The sequence below is a fragment of the Pseudoalteromonas sp. QJM3NY_12 genome, from assembly GCF_056173165.1.
This window is the reverse complement of record NZ_CM149661.1, coordinates 2,424,119-2,441,455: the sequence shown is the minus strand read 5'-3', so window position 1 is coordinate 2,441,455 and position 17,337 is coordinate 2,424,119. Positions and strand designations below refer to the sequence as shown.

Sequence of the window (17,337 nt, the reverse complement as noted above, 5' to 3'; positions counted from 1 at the left end):
TTTATCATATTGGCTCATGCTTTTATATTGAGCTTCCCTTGAAAGTCCTGCCATCCGGGCGGGAATTTCCCTCTTACCACATATGAAAAAGCAATCAGTTCAGCAATAACAAAGTAAAGCTCTTTAGGGATCTCTTCGCCAAGCTCTAATTTCGAAAGTGTATTTGCAAGTGCTTCATCCTGATGGATTAAAATACCTTTATCTTTAGCTAGGGCAATAATTTCATCCGCCAATTCTCCAAACCCTTTAGCGCTTACGGTGGGTGAATTACCCGTTTCGTAGAGCAGTCCAATTGCTGAATTGTTTTTAAATGAATCCGTCATGGCTAAACCTTAATATTTATAATGGCATGGGATTGGTAAAATGCTTGATGGTTGTCATCTGCGCGTTTCAAATTAAGATCGCCGACTTGTAAGCCCTGTTTTGCTAGTTTTGAGCGTAAATTATCAAGGTGTGGATGAGCCAACGCGCTCACAGCTTGAGTGGACGCTAATAACTGACAATCTAATGCTTTGTCCATCAACTCTGCGGTTATTTGCAGCTTACCTAGTTCAGCATAATCAAAATTTAATCTTACAAACCACACGTTTTTATCCGCTAATTTGCCGTTGTTTGGCTTTTTATATTGTCCTAACGATATTTCTGTTTGTGACGCCTCTGGTGGCAGTTTCATAGGCAATAAAAACTGCACTAAGGAGTTAGTGTCAGGCTGCTGGCTCAAAACGGGCGCTTGTACTTGGCTTAAGGTGTTTTTAATTTGTGTTAATTCACCTGCTAATGCTTGCACTTGTGGTTGCTGTAACTGTTCTAATAACTTATTAGTATTATTACCGGCCTTGAAGCTTGGTAATAAAACCTGAAGTAGGGCCTCTAAACCGCTTTGATTATTAATGCTAACGGCTGTTGGGTTTTGGTTAATAATCGGCGCAGCTAAAATGCTTAATGAAAGTTGTTCTACACCTCGATTAAAGGAACTCTGCAAGGTGTCACTGGTTAGTTGTGTCGGCTTTATAGTGCTGAGTATTTCACGCTTTATGGTGGTCGGGTGTAAATTACTTTCTGACAACATACGGTTAAAAGCTTGATTAACCAAGCGGTTTAAGTCAGTACCCTGATCCGCCGCCTTAGTTACGATAGTGTTTAGTTGGCTGCTTAGAGCGTGTTTGCTTGCTTCTTTTTGCTCTATTGGAGCGGTTTCGGTTTGCTTTAAAACGGTTGTCAATAATAGCTTTTCCAGTGGCTGCAAATGATTAACGGCTGTTAAGGTGCTATTAGCTGTTTGTGCTGATTGGGTAATAACAGGGTGTAAATCTACGGGTGTTGGTAACGCTCGCTGTTGCCATAAAGAGATACTGGTTTTTAGCTGCTGGGTTAGTTGCACTAAAGGGGGGGCAGTTCCTAAAGGGCTTTTTAATTGCGTAATGTCTATTTTTTGCGTTGGCGCGAGCAATTGTTGCTGTTCATTAAAAGCAATGTTTGGTTTTTGAGATGCGTTTAATACAGTGGTAAATGGCTTGCTTTCAAAATGTTTTACCGCATCTAAAATACGTGTTTTAAAATCAGCAAAGCTGCTTTTTAGCCATGATTGAATTGGACTGTTAACGGTACTAAGTGGATGAGACTTAATTTTTTGCGAATCGATAGCAACTTGCGGTTGCTGTAACAGCATCTCATTAAATGGTTTACTAAATGAGTTTTTAAGCTCCACGGTTATATTTTGATAAGCGGTTTTAATTAATAGTTTATCTGCTTGGCTGCTAATAGTTACCTTAGTCGGCGTTGTGGGTAGTTCAGATAACTGTTGATGGCTTAAGCTAATATTTAACGAGCTTTTTGCGGTATTTGGAGTTAGCACCGCAAACTTGGGTGTAGCATGAAGCTGAGCATGACCTAAATTGTTAGCAACTAATTGTGTTAGTTTTGCCTGGCTTAAAGGTTGAGAATGTACAATGTCAGCAAAACGATTAATGATATTTAGCCGTGTACCTTTGCCATCAGTATCAATTATGCCTTTTAATAAGGGTTCTTCGGCCAGTAATTGCGCTACTTGTTTATTAATGGCGATGCTGGCATTAAATTTTTCAATCACCAGTTTTGGCGTTGGCTTTAAAGTAACTTGTATCGATAGCGGGTTGTTTTGAATATCACTTTGAGTGTTTATAAAGTTTAAAAACCGCTGTAACTGTTCTGGTTGTTTAATTGATAAGGTACTGTTGTTAGGAATAATGGTTAAGCTTTTACCATCTGCACTTAGCTGTATGTTAGCGCTTGCTATTTTTTCAACATTTGTCGGTGCATCATTAACAGTGAGCCGAATTGTTTGCCAATGCTTATTCATAAATACATCAAGCGTCACTGAATCTTTAGAAAACTGAATATTTTTTGCTGCTAGTACTTCAGGCGGCAGTATTGGTAACGCAGTTTTACCCGAATCGGTTGTTTGATTACTAACCTGTGGGTTAGTCACTGTAATGTGCGTTGGTGTATTCATTATTTTATATCAAGTTTTCTGTATTTTAAGTAAATCGATTCTAAAGCAATATTCGTATTACCCTATCATTATGGTAGACTTACCGCTAATTTTTGGCAGAGAGAATCGTCATCTTGTTACACATTAAGTCCGTTACTTGTATCAAGCAAGAGCGTTGTTTGTTTGATGAACTTAATTTTAGCCTTAAAAGCGGTCAAATCATGCAGTTAGCTGGTCCTAATGGTGCTGGTAAAACATCATTATTGCGCATTATTGCCGGTTTTTCGCTGCCTGACGAAGGTGATATTTTATACCGTAATCAATCTATCAAAAAATATTATGACGAATACGCCAGAGACTTATTATTTATAGGCCATAAAACCGGAGTTAATGTACAACTTAGTGCACTTGAAAATGTAGCACATTGGTTGGCTATTAATGGTTATGTAAATACACCTGATTTATATCCTTTGTTAAGTAAGTTAGGTTTGGTAGGGCTGGAAGATGTGCCCGTAAGAACATTATCGGCAGGTCAGCAAAGACGGGTGGCTTTAGTTCGTTTGTGGTTATCTGAAGCCAAGTTATGGATTTTAGATGAACCTTTTACAGCGCTCGATAAAAGTGGGGTTGCCTTTTTGCAGCAACGCTTTACCGAGCACTTATCAAAGGGGGGCGCTATTTTGTTAACAACACACCAAGACCTAACCACCCACTTTAGTGACTTACAGACCTTGACTTTGGAGTACCGCCACTAATGACACGACAGCACTCATATTGGCAGTTATTTTTCGCGGTATTTAGCAAAGACGTTAAGCTCGCTTTTCGCCAGCGTGCTGAAATAGTCAATCCCATCTTGTTTTTTTTAATTGTTATCTCGTTATTCCCATTAGCAATAGGGCCAGAGCCTGGCTTGTTATCAAGAATGGCGCCAGGCATTATTTGGGTTGCGGCTTTATTATCAACCATGCTTGGACTCGATAAGTTATTTAGAGATGACTATAACGATGGCTCTTTAGAACAACTTATTGCTGCCTCTTATCCTTTATCATTAACCGTATTAGGTAAAGTTGCGGCTCATTGGGCGATCACCGGCTTACCGCTGGTCTTTATGACCCCTTTATTTGCTTTATTACTAAATTTAGAAACGACGGCCTTAATGGCCACGTTATTAACGCTATTACTAGGAACTCCTTTATTGAGCTTTATTGGCGCGATAGGAGCAGGCCTAACGGTGGGATTACAAAAAGGCGGTATTTTAATGAGTTTGCTCGTTTTGCCTTTGTATATTCCAGTTTTAATTTTTGCAACTTCCGCTATTGATACCAGCACTATGTCGCTGGATTACAGTGGTCAGCTTGCAATCCTTGGTGCCATGTTAGTCGTTGCTATTATCAGTGCACCAATTGCCATATCATCAGCATTAAAAGTGAGTGTAAGTTAATATGTGGAAGTGGTTACATCCGTATGCGAAAGCAGAGCGAGCATATCAGTTATGCAATACTCTACTGCCATATTTTGCAGTAGTAACGGTCGTTAGTATGATTGTTGGTTGGGTTTGGGGGTTAGGTTTTGCCCCTGCCGATTACCAACAAAAAGACAGTTACCGTATTATTTTTATTCACGTGCCCTCCGCTATTTTATCTATGGGCGCATATTCATCAATGGCGATTGCTGCCATTGTTGCGTTGGTATGGCAGTTACGTAATGCCGAGCTTGCGGTAATTGCAATTGCGCCTGTTGGTGCGTGTATGACAGCAATAGCTTTAATTACTGGTGCTGCATGGGGTAAACCTATGTGGGGAGCATGGTGGGTATGGGATGCTCGGCTGACTTCTGAACTTATTTTATTATTTTTATACTTAGGGGTGTTGTCTTTGTACCATGCCTTTGAAGATAAAAAGTCAGCCGGTCGCGCCGCGTCAATTTTAGCCATAGTAGGGGTGATCAACCTACCTATCATTCACTTTTCGGTGGAATGGTGGAATACCCTGCATCAAGGGGCGAGCATCACTAAATTTAACCGCGATGCGGTTGATCCAAGTATGTTTTGGCCGCTAATGATTAACATTTTAGCCTTTGCCGCGTTTGTTGGTACGGTGACTTTAATTCGTCTTAAAAATGAAATTTTACACCGTGAAAAGCACCGCCCATGGGTGCGACAGTTGTTAACTAAGGGGTAATTATGCAGTTTGACTCGTTTTCAGATTTTATTGCAATGGGAGGCTATGGTTTTTATGTGTGGCTTTCTTTTGGTACATGTGCATTGATTTTATTAGGTATTTTATTTAGCTCGTTACGCGACAAAAAACAAATTTTAGCGTCAGTTGAGCAGCAAATTGCACGTGAAACTCGAATTAAAAATTCTAAGCAGGAGCAAACCTCGTGAACCCTAGACGTAAAAAACGCCTTTTGGTTATTATCGCCGTACTCTTTGGTATTGGAGGATCAATTGGTTTAGTGTTGTACGCCTTACAAGAAAATATTAATTTGTTTTACACCCCCAGCGAATTAATTGATGGTAAAGGTCCCGATAAAGAAAAGCCGTTTGTAGGTCAAAAGCTGAGAATTGGCGGTATGGTAGTACCAGGCTCTGTGATCAGAAATGAACAAAGCCTAAAAGTAAGTTTTAAGCTGATTGATACAGGCCCATTGGTAACGGTACGTTATCAAGGTATTTTGCCTGATTTGTTTCGTGAAGGACAAGGGATTGTTGCGCAAGGTGTGTTAGTAGAGCCTAACGTGATTGAAGCATTTGAAGTATTGGCCAAGCATGATGAAGAATATATGCCGGCAGAAGTTGCTGAGGCAGTAAAAGGCATTAAGCACGAAAAGCCAAAATATAACTTAGATAGTGGGAGCTGATATGATCCCAGAAATTGGTTATTTTTCTTTAACATTGGCCATGGTGCTCAGTGTGCTGTTGTGTATTTTCCCACTTTGGGGAGCACACACAGGTAATCTTCGTTTGATGCGCGCAGCGCCATCATTAGCGGTTGGTCAGTTTGCATTTGTTGCTTTGTCGTTCGCTGTTCTTATTTATGCCAGCCTCACCGATGATTTTACCGTGTCTTACGTTGCTTATCATTCAAGTAGCACCTTACCTTGGTATTATAAAATCACCTCTACATGGGGCGGTCATGAAGGTGCTATTTTACTGTGGTTACTTATGCAAGCCGGGTGGACAGCTCTGGTCGCTGTGCGTTCAAAGTCACTTCCTTGGGTGCTTCGTGCTCGTGTATTAGGTGTGCTTGGCTTTTTAGGTGTCGGCTTTATGATGTACACCTTATTGCTTTCAAGTCCGTTTGAGCGTTTATTGCCCTATTTCCCAGTTGAAGGGCGAGACTTAAACCCATTATTACAAGACCCAGGCATGATCATTCATCCACCATTACTTTACATGGGGTATGTGGGGCTTTCTGTGGCTTTTTCCTTTGCTATTGCTGCACTATTAACTGGTAAACTCGATAATACCTGGGCGAAGTGGTCACGCCCATGGACGATGACTGCATGGGGCTTTTTAACCTTAGGTATTACCATTGGTAGTTGGTGGGCTTATGCAGAACTTGGCTGGGGCGGCTGGTGGTTCTGGGATCCAGTTGAGAACGCATCACTGATGCCATGGTTAGTGGCAACGGCTTTATTACACTCTTTAAGTGTGACTGAAAAGCGCGGTGTATTTAAATCATGGACCGTATTATTAGCAATTGCTGCTTTTTCATTAAGTTTACTGGGCACTTTTATTGTTCGTTCAGGGATTATTGTTTCGGTGCACGCCTTTGCAACCGATCCAGATCGTGGACTATTTATTCTTGCTTTCTTAGCCATTGTTGTTGGCGGCGGCTTAGCGCTTTACGGCTTGCGTGTGTCACAAGTTAAAAGTGAAGGACGTTATAAGTTTGTCTCTCGTGAAGTAGCACTTTGGCTAAATAACATTTTCTTAGTGGTTGCCACCTTAATTGTACTATTAGGTACTTTATTACCTATGGTGCACAAAGAAATGGGCTTAGGCAGCATTTCTATTGGCGAACCTTTCTTTAATAAAATGTTTGCCATTCTACTGGTGCCATTTGCGATTTTAATGGGCATAGGGCCATTTTTGCGCTGGAAGCAAAATAAATGGGCATTTTTACAAAACAAAATATTTGTTGGCGCACTAGCCAGTGTTGTTATTACCTGTGCTTGGCTGTTTAGCAGTTATGAAGTGGTTACGCCACTCACTCTGTTAGCGACTACATTGGGTGTATGGATATTTATAGCCACCTTTATCGACCTTTACACCAAGGCCGCAGTTCATGGAACAATTAAACTTGGCATCAAACGCTTAGGTTTAAGTTATTGGGCTATGGTGCTTGGTCATGTTGGTTTAGCCTTTGTTATTGCCGGTATTACCCTTACCTCTGCGTATTCAGTTGAGCGCGATGTAGCCATGAAGCCAGGTGATAGCGTACAGCTTAATCAGTATCAATACCGTTTTGAAGGCGTGAAGACAATTCGTGGTGCAAACTACAGTGGTCATGCTGGTGTGGTAACAGTGTCAAAAGAAGACAAAACGATTGCGCGTCTTTATGCAGAAAAACGCCGATACGATATTGGTATGCAATTTATGACTGAAGCTGCAATAGATGCAGGTTTTACTCGCGATTTATATCTCGCCCTTGGCGAGCAATTAAGTGAAGGAGCATGGTCATTACGTATTTACCACAAGCCGTTTGTGCGTTGGATGTGGATTGGTGGCATTCTGATCTCACTCGCTGGGTTTGTGATTTTATTTGATAAGCGTTATCGCGCTACACCCCGCAAAGATGAATTAGAGGGGGCATTATGAATCGTAAATTGATGGCAATAGTCCCTTTATTAATTTTCATCTTTATTTGTGTGTTTTTATATCAAGGGTTGTTTGCTAACCCTCGGGAAATACAAACAGGACGTATTGGTCAAACCGTACCGACATTTAACTTGCCTGATTTAATGCAAGATAATAAACGTTGGACTGATGAGCAGTTAAAAGGTGATGTGTATTTATTAAACGTGTGGGGCACATGGTGCCCAACGTGTCTAGCTGAGCTTGATTATTTAACTAAGCTTCGCGAACAAGGCATTAAAATTATCGGTTTGTATTATGTGCAAAGCTACGATGCCGATTTTGATGGCCCGTTTGATATGCAAGCTCTGCGTGACGATGTGAGTAATATGCTTGCGCGCGCAGGTAACCCTTATCAGTTTAATATTTTAGATTTAGAGCGCTCTTTGGCGTTAGATTTGGGGGTGTCTGGAGCACCAGAAACATTTTTAGTTGATAAAAATGGTACTATTTTGTTACACCACACCGGTGATATAAACCCTCGAGTTTGGCGCGCTAAATTTGCGCCTCTTATGCAGGAGCTTCAGCAATGAGATTGTTTTTATTAACCCTTAGCTTATTTGTTAGTTTAGCTGCGTTTGCTCAACAAGACCGTTATCAGTTTGATAGCAACGATCAAGCGGTTCGTTTTGAAGAGCTAACTAAGGAATTACGCTGCCCTAAATGTCAAAACCAAAATATTGCTGATTCAGATGCCGTAGTTGCAAAAGATTTACGCGATCGCGTATTGGCGTTAGTAAAAGATGGTAAAAGCAAAGACGAAGTCATTGACTATATGATTGACCGCTATGGCTACTTTGTTCATTACGATCCACCAGTAACGCCGGCTACGTTAATTCTGTGGGTGTTGCCAGTACTCATTGTAATAATAGGCTTTGGCTTTATTGTTATTCGCCAGCGTAAAGCGTCGGTAAAACAAACGTGGAGTGACGCTGATGAAGTGATGCTCAATAAGTTGATTAAACAAAATAAACGTCAGGAGCAAAGTTAAATGATTCTAATGTGGGCGTCTTTTGCTTTACTCACACTCATTGCATTGCTGTTTATTATTGTGCCTTTTTTAAAAAAAGAGCGCGTAGTAACGATTACTCATAACGCTAATGCTGAGCTTATCAGCATTTATGAGCAGCGTTTAGTTGAACTGCAGGCTGATTTAGACAACCAACGCATAGACTCGCAAAACCACAGCGAGGCAATTGTTGAGCTAAAACGCCGTTTGCTAAATGAATTATCACCAGAAAAGTCACTCAATAGTCGTGGTGATAACCGTATATTTGCTTTAACAGGGGCGGCGTTTTTAATTGCGTTAGCGGGTATATTTTATGCAATGACCGGCAGCCAGCAACAAATAGCGGCTTGGCATGATGCAATGGACAATTTGGCCGATTATGGCCAACGCGCTGTAATGCAAAAAGGTGAGCCGTTAACTAAAAATGAACTGCAAGCGTTTGCATTGGCACTGCGTACTAAGTTAAGCCAAAGCGGTGACGATGAAGTGGCTTGGATGCTGTTAGGGCGTGTGGCTATAATGCTTAATGAGTTTGACATGGCAAAACAGTCATTTGATAAAGCATTGTCAATGAACTCTGATAATATGCAAGCTTTGGTGAGTTACTCGCAGGTATTATTACTTGAGGGTAGTGATGAAAATATGACTCGCGCAGCGGGTATGCTTTCTAAAGTACTACAAGCACAGCCAAATAACCTCGATGCGATTTCGTTACTTGCGCTGATTGCTTTTGAGAGAAAGGATTGGATACAGGCAAAAGCTGCATTTGAGGTACTTCTTGCCAGTATGGACGAGTCAGATACGCGTTATGCTATGATTTCAAAGCGCATTAGTGAAATTGATGGCCAAATAGCTAAGCAAAGTGAGCTAAACAGCCACGATCAGCGAGTTGTACAGGGTATTCAGGTTACGGTTAAGATTGACGAGCAACTCGAAGAGAAACAGCCCAGTAACGGTATTTTGTTTGTGTTTGCTAAAGCTTCTGAAGGTTCACCAATGCCTTTAGCCGTTGTTAAACTGACTGACTATAGCTTTCCAATCACCGTTGAGCTGAGCGACAAGAACGCCATGATGGCGGGGCTAAATTTATCCAGTGCTAATGAAATTGTTATTTCTGCGCGTATTTCTAATGATGATTCAGTGATGCCAAGTACTGGTGAGCTTGAAGGCCACTCTGAAGTACTGCTTCGTAAAGATGTGCGACAAGTGCAACTGAACATTGATACATTAATACCTTAAGGATTTGAGATGTTAAAACAAGGCTTACTTTTATTATGTTTACTCACCTTATCGGGCTGTGCTCAAGTGCCCGAGAGTAAATATGATGAGCGCGATCCCTTACAAAGTGTAAATAGACCCATTTATGACTTTAATATGGACGTACTCGATACCTATATTTTAAGGCCAGCAGCAGTGGGTTACATCACTGTTACACCGCAGCCTGTTCGTCGTAGTATTGTGCACTTTACCGATAATATTACTGCACCCGTTGATATTATAAATGCCGGCCTGCAAGGAAAACCAAGCAGTGCTGGAATTAATTTTGCACGTTTTTTAGTGAATTCAACGGTGGGTGTATTTGGCATATTTGATGTGGCCAGCTCACTTGGGCTTGAAGTAACTAGCGAGGACTTTGGCCAAACTTTAGGTGTGTGGGGAGTGGGTGATGGTGCTTATTTAATGATCCCAGCAATGGGGCCATCTACCGCACGTAACTTAACTGGTGATGTTGTTGATAACCTTGTATTGCCTGAAATAGCACTGACCACGCCACAAACCATTTTAGTGTTCGCACTAAAAGCGGTTGAAGCGCGTGCGTCTTTAATGGCTCAGGAAGGGTTATTAAATGATTCGTTAGATCCCTACTTATTTATTAAAGACATTTATTTTCAGCGTCAATTATACGAGTTATTTGACGGTAACCCGCCAATAAAAGAAGAGCCTGAAGATTTTGATGAAGATTTTTTAGAAAGTCTTTAATTAAAATAGAAACGCCAGCAAATGCTGGCGTTTTTGTTAATGGGCATCAAAGATCTCTTAGCTATCAATCATCACCTGCATTTGCTCACTAACCCAATTGAGAGCTTCGTGGTATGCATCAGGCACTTCATCACCTAAGTTTAGTTGCTGAGCTTTGTCATTCGCAGCTTGCCAATCACCTTGCTCATACAGAGTCACTAAACTTAAGTATTCGGCAAGTAGCCCTTCATTTTTTAATAGCGCTGTTTTTATCTCATTAGATAGAGGTAATTTAAGCATTACGCTGTCCATTTCTTCATCTAATATCGCATCCATAAGCGACATCATGCCAGTTAAGAACGCCATGCCTGTGTCTTTCAGTTTGCCATGTGAAATAGCTAACAACTCACAAAAACGCGCCCGCGTTAACGACAGTCTAATAAGCTCTAATGGCTTATCGGCAGAGACTTGTGCTGCAAACAATAAAGAGAGCAGCTTTTTTATTTCAGCAGCGCCTAATACAATTAGTGCTTGTTTTATAGTGCTTATTTCAGAGCGGCGGGTAAATGCTGCTGAGTTTGAATAGCGCAGTAGTTTATATGATAAGTTAACATCACGCTCAAATACATCGGTGATTTTTTTAAGATCCATTTCTACACTTGATGTTTCATAGAGCAGTTCAGCCAGTGCCATGCCTGATGGCGGTAAGGCTTTACTTTGCACCATCTCAGGTTTTGAAAAGAAAAAGCCTTGAAAGTACTCAAAGCCCAGTTCAAAAGCTTGGTTGTAAAGCTCGTAGGTTTCAACTTTTTCTGCAAGTAATTTAATATGAGGGTAAGGTTTTAAGTCCTCGATGAGGGCTTTAACGATTTCTATATCGCACTTTAAAAAATCAATTTTAATGATATCAATAAATGGATAAAAGTGTCGCCAAACAGGTTGGTGCGCGTAGTCATCTAGAGCGAGTGTATACCCTTTTTCTTTGAGATCTTTAACTATTGCGAGCAGGCGTTTTCCTGGCTGAACGGTTTCTAATATTTCAATAACTACCCCGTCTTTATTTAATAGCGTAGGGTAGCCTTTTAATAAGGTGTCTAGGGTAAAGTTAATATAAGCGGGTTTATTATCGGTTAAATCTTCAAGGCCAAAATTAAACTGACTGCCTTCAATTAGGCGAGACGTCGCTTCGTCGCCGTCAATATTTGGAAATACGTTATCTACCCCATCACGAAATAAAAGCTCGTAGCCAATTAGCTCCTTATTGCGATCTAAAATGGGTTGGCGAGCAGCGTAAAAATACATATAAGATTCCGTAAAGGTAGAAATTAATTAACATTGTAATAATATATTGGAAAACATTCAAAATAGCATCGGTAAAATGAATTTTATTAATAAAATATCATGGCTTGGGTAATTTTAATTAATCTAAACTTATTGTTTTCACTCTATTCGTTTTAAAAACAAGCGAATGGATGGTTTTTTATCTACTTAAATTAGCGGGTTGGAGTTATTAGCGATTACCGTGTTATAGTTGAGTAGAAAGCTTTTATTCCAATACTGTCTTAATTATAAGATTTCAAGAGTCATTATTTGGATTACAAGCCTATTATTACTTTTTTAAGTGGAGGCGAATTTGGAAACAGGAATGATTATTTCACTGGCATTATACTTTATTGTAATGCTAGGAATAGGACTATACGCATATAAGCAATCTACCAGTGATATTTCAGGGTATATGCTAGGTGGTCGTAATTTAGCCCCCAGTGTAGCTGCCCTATCGGCTGGTGCATCAGATATGAGTGGTTGGTTATTAATGGGTTTACCTGGCGCAATGTATTTATTTGGATTGAGTAAGGTTTGGATTGCAATTGGTTTAGTATTAGGTGCATGGGCAAACTACTTTTTAGTAGCACCAAGACTGCGTGTTTATACTGAAAAAGCCAATGACTCCATTACTATCCCTGATTTCTTTGCAAACCGTTTTGATGACAACAAAAATATCCTACGTGTTATCTCTGCAATAGTAATTATTGTTTTCTTTACCTTATATACTTCATCGGGAGTTGTTGCCGGTGGTAAGTTATTTGAAAACTCATTTCAAATGAGTTACGAAATGGGCTTATACATCACCACGGGTGTAGTAGTGGTATATACCTTGTTTGGTGGTTTTTTAGCGGTTAGCCTTACAGACTTTGTGCAAGGCTGTATCATGTTTATTTCGTTGTTGGCAGTGCCAATTGCCACCTACATGATGCTTGACCAACCCTTTATGGATACCTTAGCAAATGCAAACTATCAGCAGTTACTAAGCTCGCCTAAAGCAAGCGAAATTCATTCTTTAAGTATGCTTGACTGGTTTGCGGGCGGTTCTACCATTGCTATTATTTCTGCAATGGCGTGGGGCTTAGGTTACTTTGGTCAGCCGCATATTATTGTTCGCTTTATGTCTATTCGCTCAGTAAAAGAAATGCCAACCATGCGTCGTATTGGTATGTCTTGGATGACGCTATCCGCTATTGGTGCGGTATTTACCGGGCTATTTGGCGCAGCATTCATGATTGAAAACCAAATGCCGATTGCCGACAAAGAAACAATCTTCCTAGTATTAGCTGAATTAATATTCCATCCGTTAATTGCCGGTTTCCTACTAGCGGCTATTTTAGCTGCGATTATGAGTACTATTTCATCGCAACTATTGGTGTGTTCAAGTTCTTTAACTGAAGACTTTTATAAGATCTACTTAAATCGTAATGCTTCGCAAACTGAGCTGGTATTAGTAGGGCGTATTAGCGTGATATTGGTTGCGTTATTTGCAATCTACTTAGCGTATGACCGCAATAGTTCAATACTAGATTTAGTAAGTAATGCATGGGCTGGTTTCGGTGCTGCATTCGGTCCACTGGTATTGTTTAGCCTTTACTGGAAGCGTATGAACTTAAAAGGGGCTATCAGTGGTATGGTTGTAGGTGCACTAACGGTGCTTGTGTGGATTTATGCGCCTATTACTATTAATGGTGAGAGTTTGAGTAGCGTGATCTATGAAATCGTCCCTGGCTTTATTTTAGCAAGTATTGCGATTGTAGTAGGAAGCCTTATGACAGCTGAACCGAAAAAGGAAATTACTGATCTGTTTGATGAAGTTGAATCGTCATTATAAGTGATTAGTTAACCTAAGTTTTGGTTTAAAAAATGCCAACCAGTTTAAGTGGTTGGCATTTTTATTGACTGACTTTTAACATTAGCAAATAGTGATGATTTACTCGCTTTTAGCTATCATTATTTAAAGGCATAAAAAAAACTGAATTCGAATACCGAATTCAGTTTTTTTAATAATTACTATTAGGTTTTTAAAAGTACTAACTTGCAGCTTTATCTTTTATATCTGCAACGTTATCTGACTTTGTTTTTTTAGCTTTTGCAGGTACTTCTTTAGTCCCCTTAAGTACCGCCATAAAGTCGTCTTTACTTTTCGCAATCTCAAGTGCAAGCGACTCAACTTGTTGTTCACTTAGCGGCACATCTACTTTTTCAAGCATTAGTTCTAGTGACTCGGCGATATCGAGCATTTTGTCATAGGCATCAGCTTCTTTTTTAGTAGTAAACGTCATGCGCTCGACTCCGTTTCGTTCTACAACATATTTAACAACAACAGCCATGATTTCTCCTGCTTACTTACGTGGCAATATGATTATTTTAAATCATTAGATTACTGTTTTTATGTACAGTACAAGCTTGCGCGTTATTTTGCAAGCTTTAGCCTTAGTTTATCTGCAGCTTAGTTGACAATAAAGGCTGACTCTACTTTATTTATTAAGTCACTTTATAACGCGTTGCAGTAAAGGAGTCGCAAGGAGTGATTGTTACCGTTAGTACTTAGTAACCACAACGTTATGTAAAAGTGCTGGGTGTAAATAATCAACGAATGTTCATGTAGGAACGCAAAAGGAAATAGTATGAAATTAATTAAAATAATCTCGTTAGCAGCTGCTTTATGTTTATTACCTATGGGTACCACCTTTGCGCAAAGCGATATGCTATCAGAGCAGATGCAATCAGCCATGGTTAATATTAATAGTGCTGATTTAAAACAGTTAATTAAGTTACCAGGTGTCGGTAAGAAAAAGGCACAGGCAATTATCGATTATAGAGAAGCTAATGGTGATTTCGCATCACTTGAAGATCTAGCTAAAGTAAAAGGGGTGGGTAAAAAAATGCTAGCCAAACTTGATGGAAAGGTGACGTTTTAACTAAAAAGGGCGCTATGCGCCCTGATCAAACTGTTTTAAGGCAGCACCAAGGTGCTTTTTAGCAAAGTTAATATCTACTGGTGCTGTTAATAGCGGATAGCTCAACCCAGCTACAATTAAAAAGGGCACCAGTAACCAACCTTCGAAAAGAGTAAATATTAAAAAGAATGGGCTTAATAGCATCAGCTTTAGTATGCGTATAAAGACCCTGTCACTGGGTGATAGCATGCTTAAAGAGATAGCTATAACAGTTTGTCGTTGACGGACTTTTAAATGTTTAAGCTCATCAACTTGGCTTGAAAAAAAAGTAAACATATTAAAGTGACTTTTTAGTAATTAATCGACTGGCCACTAATATAAACAGTGTGGCGGTAAAGAGTACAAAAATAATTTCCATCCACGCTGGCATACTTAGGCTGGCAAATTGCCAATCTATATTTCCGCAGTCACCTGTCGCTTCAAAAAACTGCGGTATCCAGTGATGTAACGGTATAAATTCTGGAAAGTTTGGCTCAAATTCACAGCTAAATGCAAATGGGTCTGTGGTTGTTTGCATTTCAATGTGCTCACGGGCTATTAGTAACCCCCATACACTTGAAATCCCCCAAACAGCATAAGCGACAATACGTACTATGAGGCTGTTTGGTTTACTGGCTCCAATCATACCCGCAAAAAGTAGGCCTAATACTGCGGTGCGCTGGTATATGCACATAATGCATGGCGCTAACCCCATGTTGTATTGAAAGAAAAGTGCAGTAACTTCAAGCAGAAAAACAATCCCACTGAATAATAACCAAGGTGTACGCTGAGTACTTAGATTAGCAAGCCAGTTCATAACAATTCCGTATTTAAATAAGGGCTTAGATTATGACTTAGGATAAACAGCGGGGCAAGTAAAAGGAAAAAGCGAGGAGCTATGAAAGCTTTTCGCACCTCAAAGTTAGGGATACTCTGTTACATGACTTTCCCCAGAGCCATCAAGTTAATCCAGTTGTAAGAGCTAGTCAAACTGTCTCGTATGAATAATAGGTGGGCATTCATATTGTGTTTAATTTCTACCAGTAAAGTTACCCTTTTAATCACATACCTAGGTAATTTAACTTACTTTACTTGTTAGTTGTGACTTGTCTGGTACAATCAGTCAGTTAATCGTATGTAGCGATGTAATGTGAATTAATTCGAGTAGGAATTGAATGAGAATTTTTAAAGCGAAAAGCCCAGCAGGATTTGCTGAGGAATACATAGTAGAGTCAATCTGGAATGGTGATTTCCCTCCAGGTTCAATTCTGCCAGCTGAGCGTGAACTCTCAGAGTTAATTGGTGTTACTAGAACCACATTGCGTGAAGTGTTACAACGATTAGCAAGAGACGGTTGGTTAACAATACAACATGGTAAACCTACTCGCGTAAATAATTTTTGGGAAACGTCAGGGTTAAATATTCTTGAAACACTGGCCCGTTTAGACGAAGACAAAATGCCAGAGTTGACCGATCAGTTACTTTCAGCACGCACCAACATCAGCGCAATTTACACCCGTGCAGCAATAAAGCTTGCACCAGAGCGCGTTATTGAAATTTTATCGCAAAGTGATGAGCTAGAAGACAGTGCGCAAGCATTTGCTGATTATGACTATAAAGTGCACCATGAGTTAGCTGTTGCTGGTAACAATCGCATTTATGTGCTTATTCTTAATGGTTTCAAAGGCTTTTATTCTAAGATTGGTTGTCATTACTTTTCAGATCCTCGCACTCGTGAGCTTGCACGTCAATTCTATAAAGATCTAACTAAGCTTGCTGAGAATAAAGAGCACGATGGTGCGATATCCATGATGCGTAAGTATGGTCATCAAACCGGTGAAATATGGCAACATATTCGCGGTGATATGCCTAGCGACATTATGGATTAGAAAAAAAACCTGCTTTAAGCAGGTTTTTTTATGAACAATAATCCGTGTATTTATCAAGCATTCGCTATTTTAGAACGGCGCTATCTATAAATACGATTGTTAATTTATTTTTGATAGCCATAGAATAATGATTAATTAGATATGGTGCTATTGTAATTTAAAAATTAGTGCCCATATTACTATCAGTATTGCGTAAGCAATTGACAATAAACTCAAAATATTTGGAGAATAAAATGGGTGTATTAGTAGGCCGCCAGGCACCAGACTTTACCGCTGCAGCTGTTCTAGGTAACGGTGAGATTGTAGATAGCTATAACCTTCACGAAAAAATCAAAGGTAAAAAAGCAGTAATCTTTTTCTACCCACTAGATTTCACTTTTGTATGTCCTTCTGAGCTTATTGCTTTTGATAAGCGTTATGCAGAATTCCAAAAACGTGGTGTAGAAGTAATTGGTGTTTCAATCGATTCACAGTTCTCACACAACGCATGGCGTAACACCGCAGTAGCAGACGGCGGTATTGGTAAAGTTCAATACGCACTAGTTGCAGACGTTAAACACGAGATCTGTAAAGCATACGACGTTGAGCACCCAGAAGCGGGCGTTGCATTTCGTGGTTCTTTCTTAATCGACGAAGAAGGTAACGTACGTCACCAAGTAGTTAACGATTTACCACTTGGTCGTAACATCGACGAAATGATCCGCATGGTTGATGCATTAGCATTCCACAGCGAGCATGGCGAAGTATGTCCTGCTGGTTGGACTGAAGGTAAAAAAGGAATGGATGCAAGCCCTGAAGGCGTAGCTAAATTCTTATCTGAAAACGAAGGCGAGCTATAATCTAGCCCTTTAGTTTAAGATAAAAAAAACCGCCATATTGGCGGT

General features: G+C 40.0%; 20 protein-coding genes. 14 read left to right on the top strand and 6 right to left on the bottom strand.

Translation table 11 applies throughout. The features are described from left to right. Positions 1–14: 14 nt before the first annotated feature. Positions 15–323: an EscU/YscU/HrcU family type III secretion system export apparatus switch protein gene (locus AC0VZ5_RS11455; protein WP_054201705.1), complete on the bottom strand. Its 309-nt coding sequence runs from the start codon at positions 321–323 to the stop codon at positions 15–17. Positions 324–325: 2 nt separating this feature from the next. After that, entirely contained in the window at positions 326–2,491 is a 2,166-nt protein-coding gene (fliK, locus tag AC0VZ5_RS11450; RefSeq protein WP_475472904.1) for a flagellar hook-length control protein FliK, read from the bottom strand. Between the two features lie 113 nt (positions 2,492–2,604). On the opposite strand from fliK, the gene ccmA reads away from it, so the two are divergent. The 10 genes from ccmA to AC0VZ5_RS11400 are packed head-to-tail and all read left to right on the top strand — an operon-like array spanning position 2,605 to position 10,320. Next, positions 2,605–3,225: a cytochrome c biogenesis heme-transporting ATPase CcmA gene (ccmA, locus tag AC0VZ5_RS11445; protein ID WP_075169671.1), complete on the top strand. Its 621-nt coding sequence runs from the start codon at positions 2,605–2,607 to the stop codon at positions 3,223–3,225. Then, the gene (ccmB, locus tag AC0VZ5_RS11440; RefSeq protein ID WP_475472901.1) at positions 3,225–3,911 is read left to right on the top strand and encodes a heme exporter protein CcmB; all 687 of its coding nucleotides are present in this window, start codon (positions 3,225–3,227) and stop codon (positions 3,909–3,911) included. The genes ccmA and ccmB overlap by 1 nt, the downstream gene beginning before the upstream one ends. Before the next feature lies 1 nt (position 3,912). Next, positions 3,913–4,650 carry a heme ABC transporter permease gene (locus AC0VZ5_RS11435; RefSeq protein ID WP_036985043.1) on the top strand — a complete coding sequence of 246 codons (738 nt, stop codon included), beginning with the start codon at positions 3,913–3,915 and terminating at the stop codon, positions 4,648–4,650. Positions 4,651–4,652: 2 nt separating this feature from the next. Next, positions 4,653–4,856: a heme exporter protein CcmD gene (gene ccmD, locus AC0VZ5_RS11430; protein WP_008112240.1), complete on the top strand. Its 204-nt coding sequence runs from the start codon at positions 4,653–4,655 to the stop codon at positions 4,854–4,856. Then, the gene (gene ccmE, locus AC0VZ5_RS11425; protein ID WP_138605319.1) at positions 4,853–5,332 is read left to right on the top strand and encodes a cytochrome c maturation protein CcmE; all 480 of its coding nucleotides are present in this window, start codon (positions 4,853–4,855) and stop codon (positions 5,330–5,332) included. Before ccmD ends, ccmE begins: the two co-directional genes overlap by 4 nt. 1 nt (position 5,333) lies before the next feature. Beyond that, positions 5,334–7,295 (top strand): heme lyase CcmF/NrfE family subunit, encoded by a 1,962-nt coding sequence (locus AC0VZ5_RS11420; protein WP_138605320.1) that lies wholly within the window; start codon positions 5,334–5,336, stop codon positions 7,293–7,295. Further along, the gene (locus AC0VZ5_RS11415) at positions 7,292–7,864 is read left to right on the top strand and encodes a DsbE family thiol:disulfide interchange protein (RefSeq protein WP_138605321.1); all 573 of its coding nucleotides are present in this window, start codon (positions 7,292–7,294) and stop codon (positions 7,862–7,864) included. The genes AC0VZ5_RS11420 and AC0VZ5_RS11415 overlap by 4 nt, the downstream gene beginning before the upstream one ends. After that, complete coding sequence (locus AC0VZ5_RS11410; RefSeq protein ID WP_138605322.1) at positions 7,861–8,322, top strand: cytochrome c-type biogenesis protein; 462 nt, start codon at positions 7,861–7,863, stop codon at positions 8,320–8,322. The genes AC0VZ5_RS11415 and AC0VZ5_RS11410 overlap by 4 nt, the downstream gene beginning before the upstream one ends. Then, positions 8,323–9,579 carry a c-type cytochrome biogenesis protein CcmI gene (gene ccmI / locus AC0VZ5_RS11405; RefSeq protein WP_138605323.1) on the top strand — a complete coding sequence of 419 codons (1,257 nt, stop codon included), beginning with the start codon at positions 8,323–8,325 and terminating at the stop codon, positions 9,577–9,579. A gap of 9 nt (positions 9,580–9,588) precedes the next feature. Next, on the top strand, positions 9,589–10,320 hold the full coding sequence (locus AC0VZ5_RS11400) for an MlaA family lipoprotein (protein ID WP_138605324.1): 732 nt from the start codon (positions 9,589–9,591) through the stop codon (positions 10,318–10,320). 57 nt (positions 10,321–10,377) lie between these two features. On the opposite strand, the gene AC0VZ5_RS11395 is transcribed toward AC0VZ5_RS11400, so the two are convergent. Beyond that, positions 10,378–11,601, bottom strand: a complete 1,224-nt coding sequence (locus tag AC0VZ5_RS11395; protein ID WP_138605325.1) for an EAL and HDOD domain-containing protein — start codon at positions 11,599–11,601, stop codon at positions 10,378–10,380. Positions 11,602–11,944: 343 nt separating this feature from the next. On the opposite strand from AC0VZ5_RS11395, the gene putP reads away from it, so the two are divergent. Next, positions 11,945–13,456, top strand: coding sequence for a sodium/proline symporter PutP (putP, locus tag AC0VZ5_RS11390; RefSeq protein WP_138605326.1), 1,512 nt, complete (start codon positions 11,945–11,947; stop codon positions 13,454–13,456). A 199-nt stretch (positions 13,457–13,655) separates the two neighbouring features. Here putP and AC0VZ5_RS11385 read toward each other — a convergent pair whose 3' ends face one another. Continuing rightward, positions 13,656–13,955 carry a YebG family protein gene (locus tag AC0VZ5_RS11385; RefSeq protein ID WP_010387955.1) on the bottom strand — a complete coding sequence of 100 codons (300 nt, stop codon included), beginning with the start codon at positions 13,953–13,955 and terminating at the stop codon, positions 13,656–13,658. Between the two features lie 297 nt (positions 13,956–14,252). Here AC0VZ5_RS11385 and AC0VZ5_RS11380 point away from each other — a divergent pair, with 297 nt between their 5' ends. After that, the gene (locus AC0VZ5_RS11380) at positions 14,253–14,546 is read left to right on the top strand and encodes a ComEA family DNA-binding protein (protein WP_138605328.1); all 294 of its coding nucleotides are present in this window, start codon (positions 14,253–14,255) and stop codon (positions 14,544–14,546) included. Positions 14,547–14,558: 12 nt separating this feature from the next. Here AC0VZ5_RS11380 and AC0VZ5_RS11375 read toward each other — a convergent pair whose 3' ends face one another. Both AC0VZ5_RS11375 and dsbB read right to left on the bottom strand, forming a co-directional pair. Continuing rightward, the gene (locus AC0VZ5_RS11375) at positions 14,559–14,861 is read right to left on the bottom strand and encodes a hypothetical protein (protein ID WP_010387958.1); all 303 of its coding nucleotides are present in this window, start codon (positions 14,859–14,861) and stop codon (positions 14,559–14,561) included. A gap of 1 nt (position 14,862) precedes the next feature. After that, positions 14,863–15,381 carry a disulfide bond formation protein DsbB gene (dsbB, locus tag AC0VZ5_RS11370; RefSeq protein WP_138605330.1) on the bottom strand — a complete coding sequence of 173 codons (519 nt, stop codon included), beginning with the start codon at positions 15,379–15,381 and terminating at the stop codon, positions 14,863–14,865. A 358-nt stretch (positions 15,382–15,739) separates the two neighbouring features. Here dsbB and fadR point away from each other — a divergent pair, with 358 nt between their 5' ends. Together fadR and AC0VZ5_RS11360 are read left to right on the top strand one after the other, a co-directional pair. Further along, positions 15,740–16,453 (top strand): fatty acid metabolism transcriptional regulator FadR, encoded by a 714-nt coding sequence (gene fadR, locus AC0VZ5_RS11365; protein WP_138605332.1) that lies wholly within the window; start codon positions 15,740–15,742, stop codon positions 16,451–16,453. A 233-nt stretch (positions 16,454–16,686) separates the two neighbouring features. Then, positions 16,687–17,292 (top strand): peroxiredoxin, encoded by a 606-nt coding sequence (locus AC0VZ5_RS11360; RefSeq protein WP_008109095.1) that lies wholly within the window; start codon positions 16,687–16,689, stop codon positions 17,290–17,292. Positions 17,293–17,337 lie beyond the last annotated feature (45 nt).

Coding starts and splice junctions, on each gene's coding strand:
- putP (WP_138605326.1), top strand. CDS start 11,945: ATGATTATTTCACTGGCATTATACTTTATTGTAATGCTAGGAATAGGA.
- AC0VZ5_RS11415 (WP_138605321.1), top strand. CDS start 7,292: ATGAATCGTAAATTGATGGCAATAGTCCCTTTATTAATTTTCATCTTT.
- AC0VZ5_RS11375 (WP_010387958.1), bottom strand. CDS start 14,861: ATGTTTACTTTTTTTTCAAGCCAAGTTGATGAGCTTAAACATTTAAAA.
- ccmD (WP_008112240.1), top strand. CDS start 4,653: ATGCAGTTTGACTCGTTTTCAGATTTTATTGCAATGGGAGGCTATGGT.
- AC0VZ5_RS11400 (WP_138605324.1), top strand. CDS start 9,589: ATGTTAAAACAAGGCTTACTTTTATTATGTTTACTCACCTTATCGGGC.
- fadR (WP_138605332.1), top strand. CDS start 15,740: ATGAGAATTTTTAAAGCGAAAAGCCCAGCAGGATTTGCTGAGGAATAC.
- AC0VZ5_RS11360 (WP_008109095.1), top strand. CDS start 16,687: ATGGGTGTATTAGTAGGCCGCCAGGCACCAGACTTTACCGCTGCAGCT.
- dsbB (WP_138605330.1), bottom strand. CDS start 15,381: ATGAACTGGCTTGCTAATCTAAGTACTCAGCGTACACCTTGGTTATTA.
- AC0VZ5_RS11420 (WP_138605320.1), top strand. CDS start 5,334: ATGATCCCAGAAATTGGTTATTTTTCTTTAACATTGGCCATGGTGCTC.
- AC0VZ5_RS11395 (WP_138605325.1), bottom strand. CDS start 11,601: ATGTATTTTTACGCTGCTCGCCAACCCATTTTAGATCGCAATAAGGAG.
- ccmI (WP_138605323.1), top strand. CDS start 8,323: ATGATTCTAATGTGGGCGTCTTTTGCTTTACTCACACTCATTGCATTG.
- AC0VZ5_RS11435 (WP_036985043.1), top strand. CDS start 3,913: ATGTGGAAGTGGTTACATCCGTATGCGAAAGCAGAGCGAGCATATCAG.
- AC0VZ5_RS11385 (WP_010387955.1), bottom strand. CDS start 13,955: ATGGCTGTTGTTGTTAAATATGTTGTAGAACGAAACGGAGTCGAGCGC.
- fliK (WP_475472904.1), bottom strand. CDS start 2,491: ATGAATACACCAACGCACATTACAGTGACTAACCCACAGGTTAGTAAT.
- AC0VZ5_RS11455 (WP_054201705.1), bottom strand. CDS start 323: ATGACGGATTCATTTAAAAACAATTCAGCAATTGGACTGCTCTACGAA.
- AC0VZ5_RS11380 (WP_138605328.1), top strand. CDS start 14,253: ATGAAATTAATTAAAATAATCTCGTTAGCAGCTGCTTTATGTTTATTA.
- AC0VZ5_RS11410 (WP_138605322.1), top strand. CDS start 7,861: ATGAGATTGTTTTTATTAACCCTTAGCTTATTTGTTAGTTTAGCTGCG.
- ccmB (WP_475472901.1), top strand. CDS start 3,225: ATGACACGACAGCACTCATATTGGCAGTTATTTTTCGCGGTATTTAGC.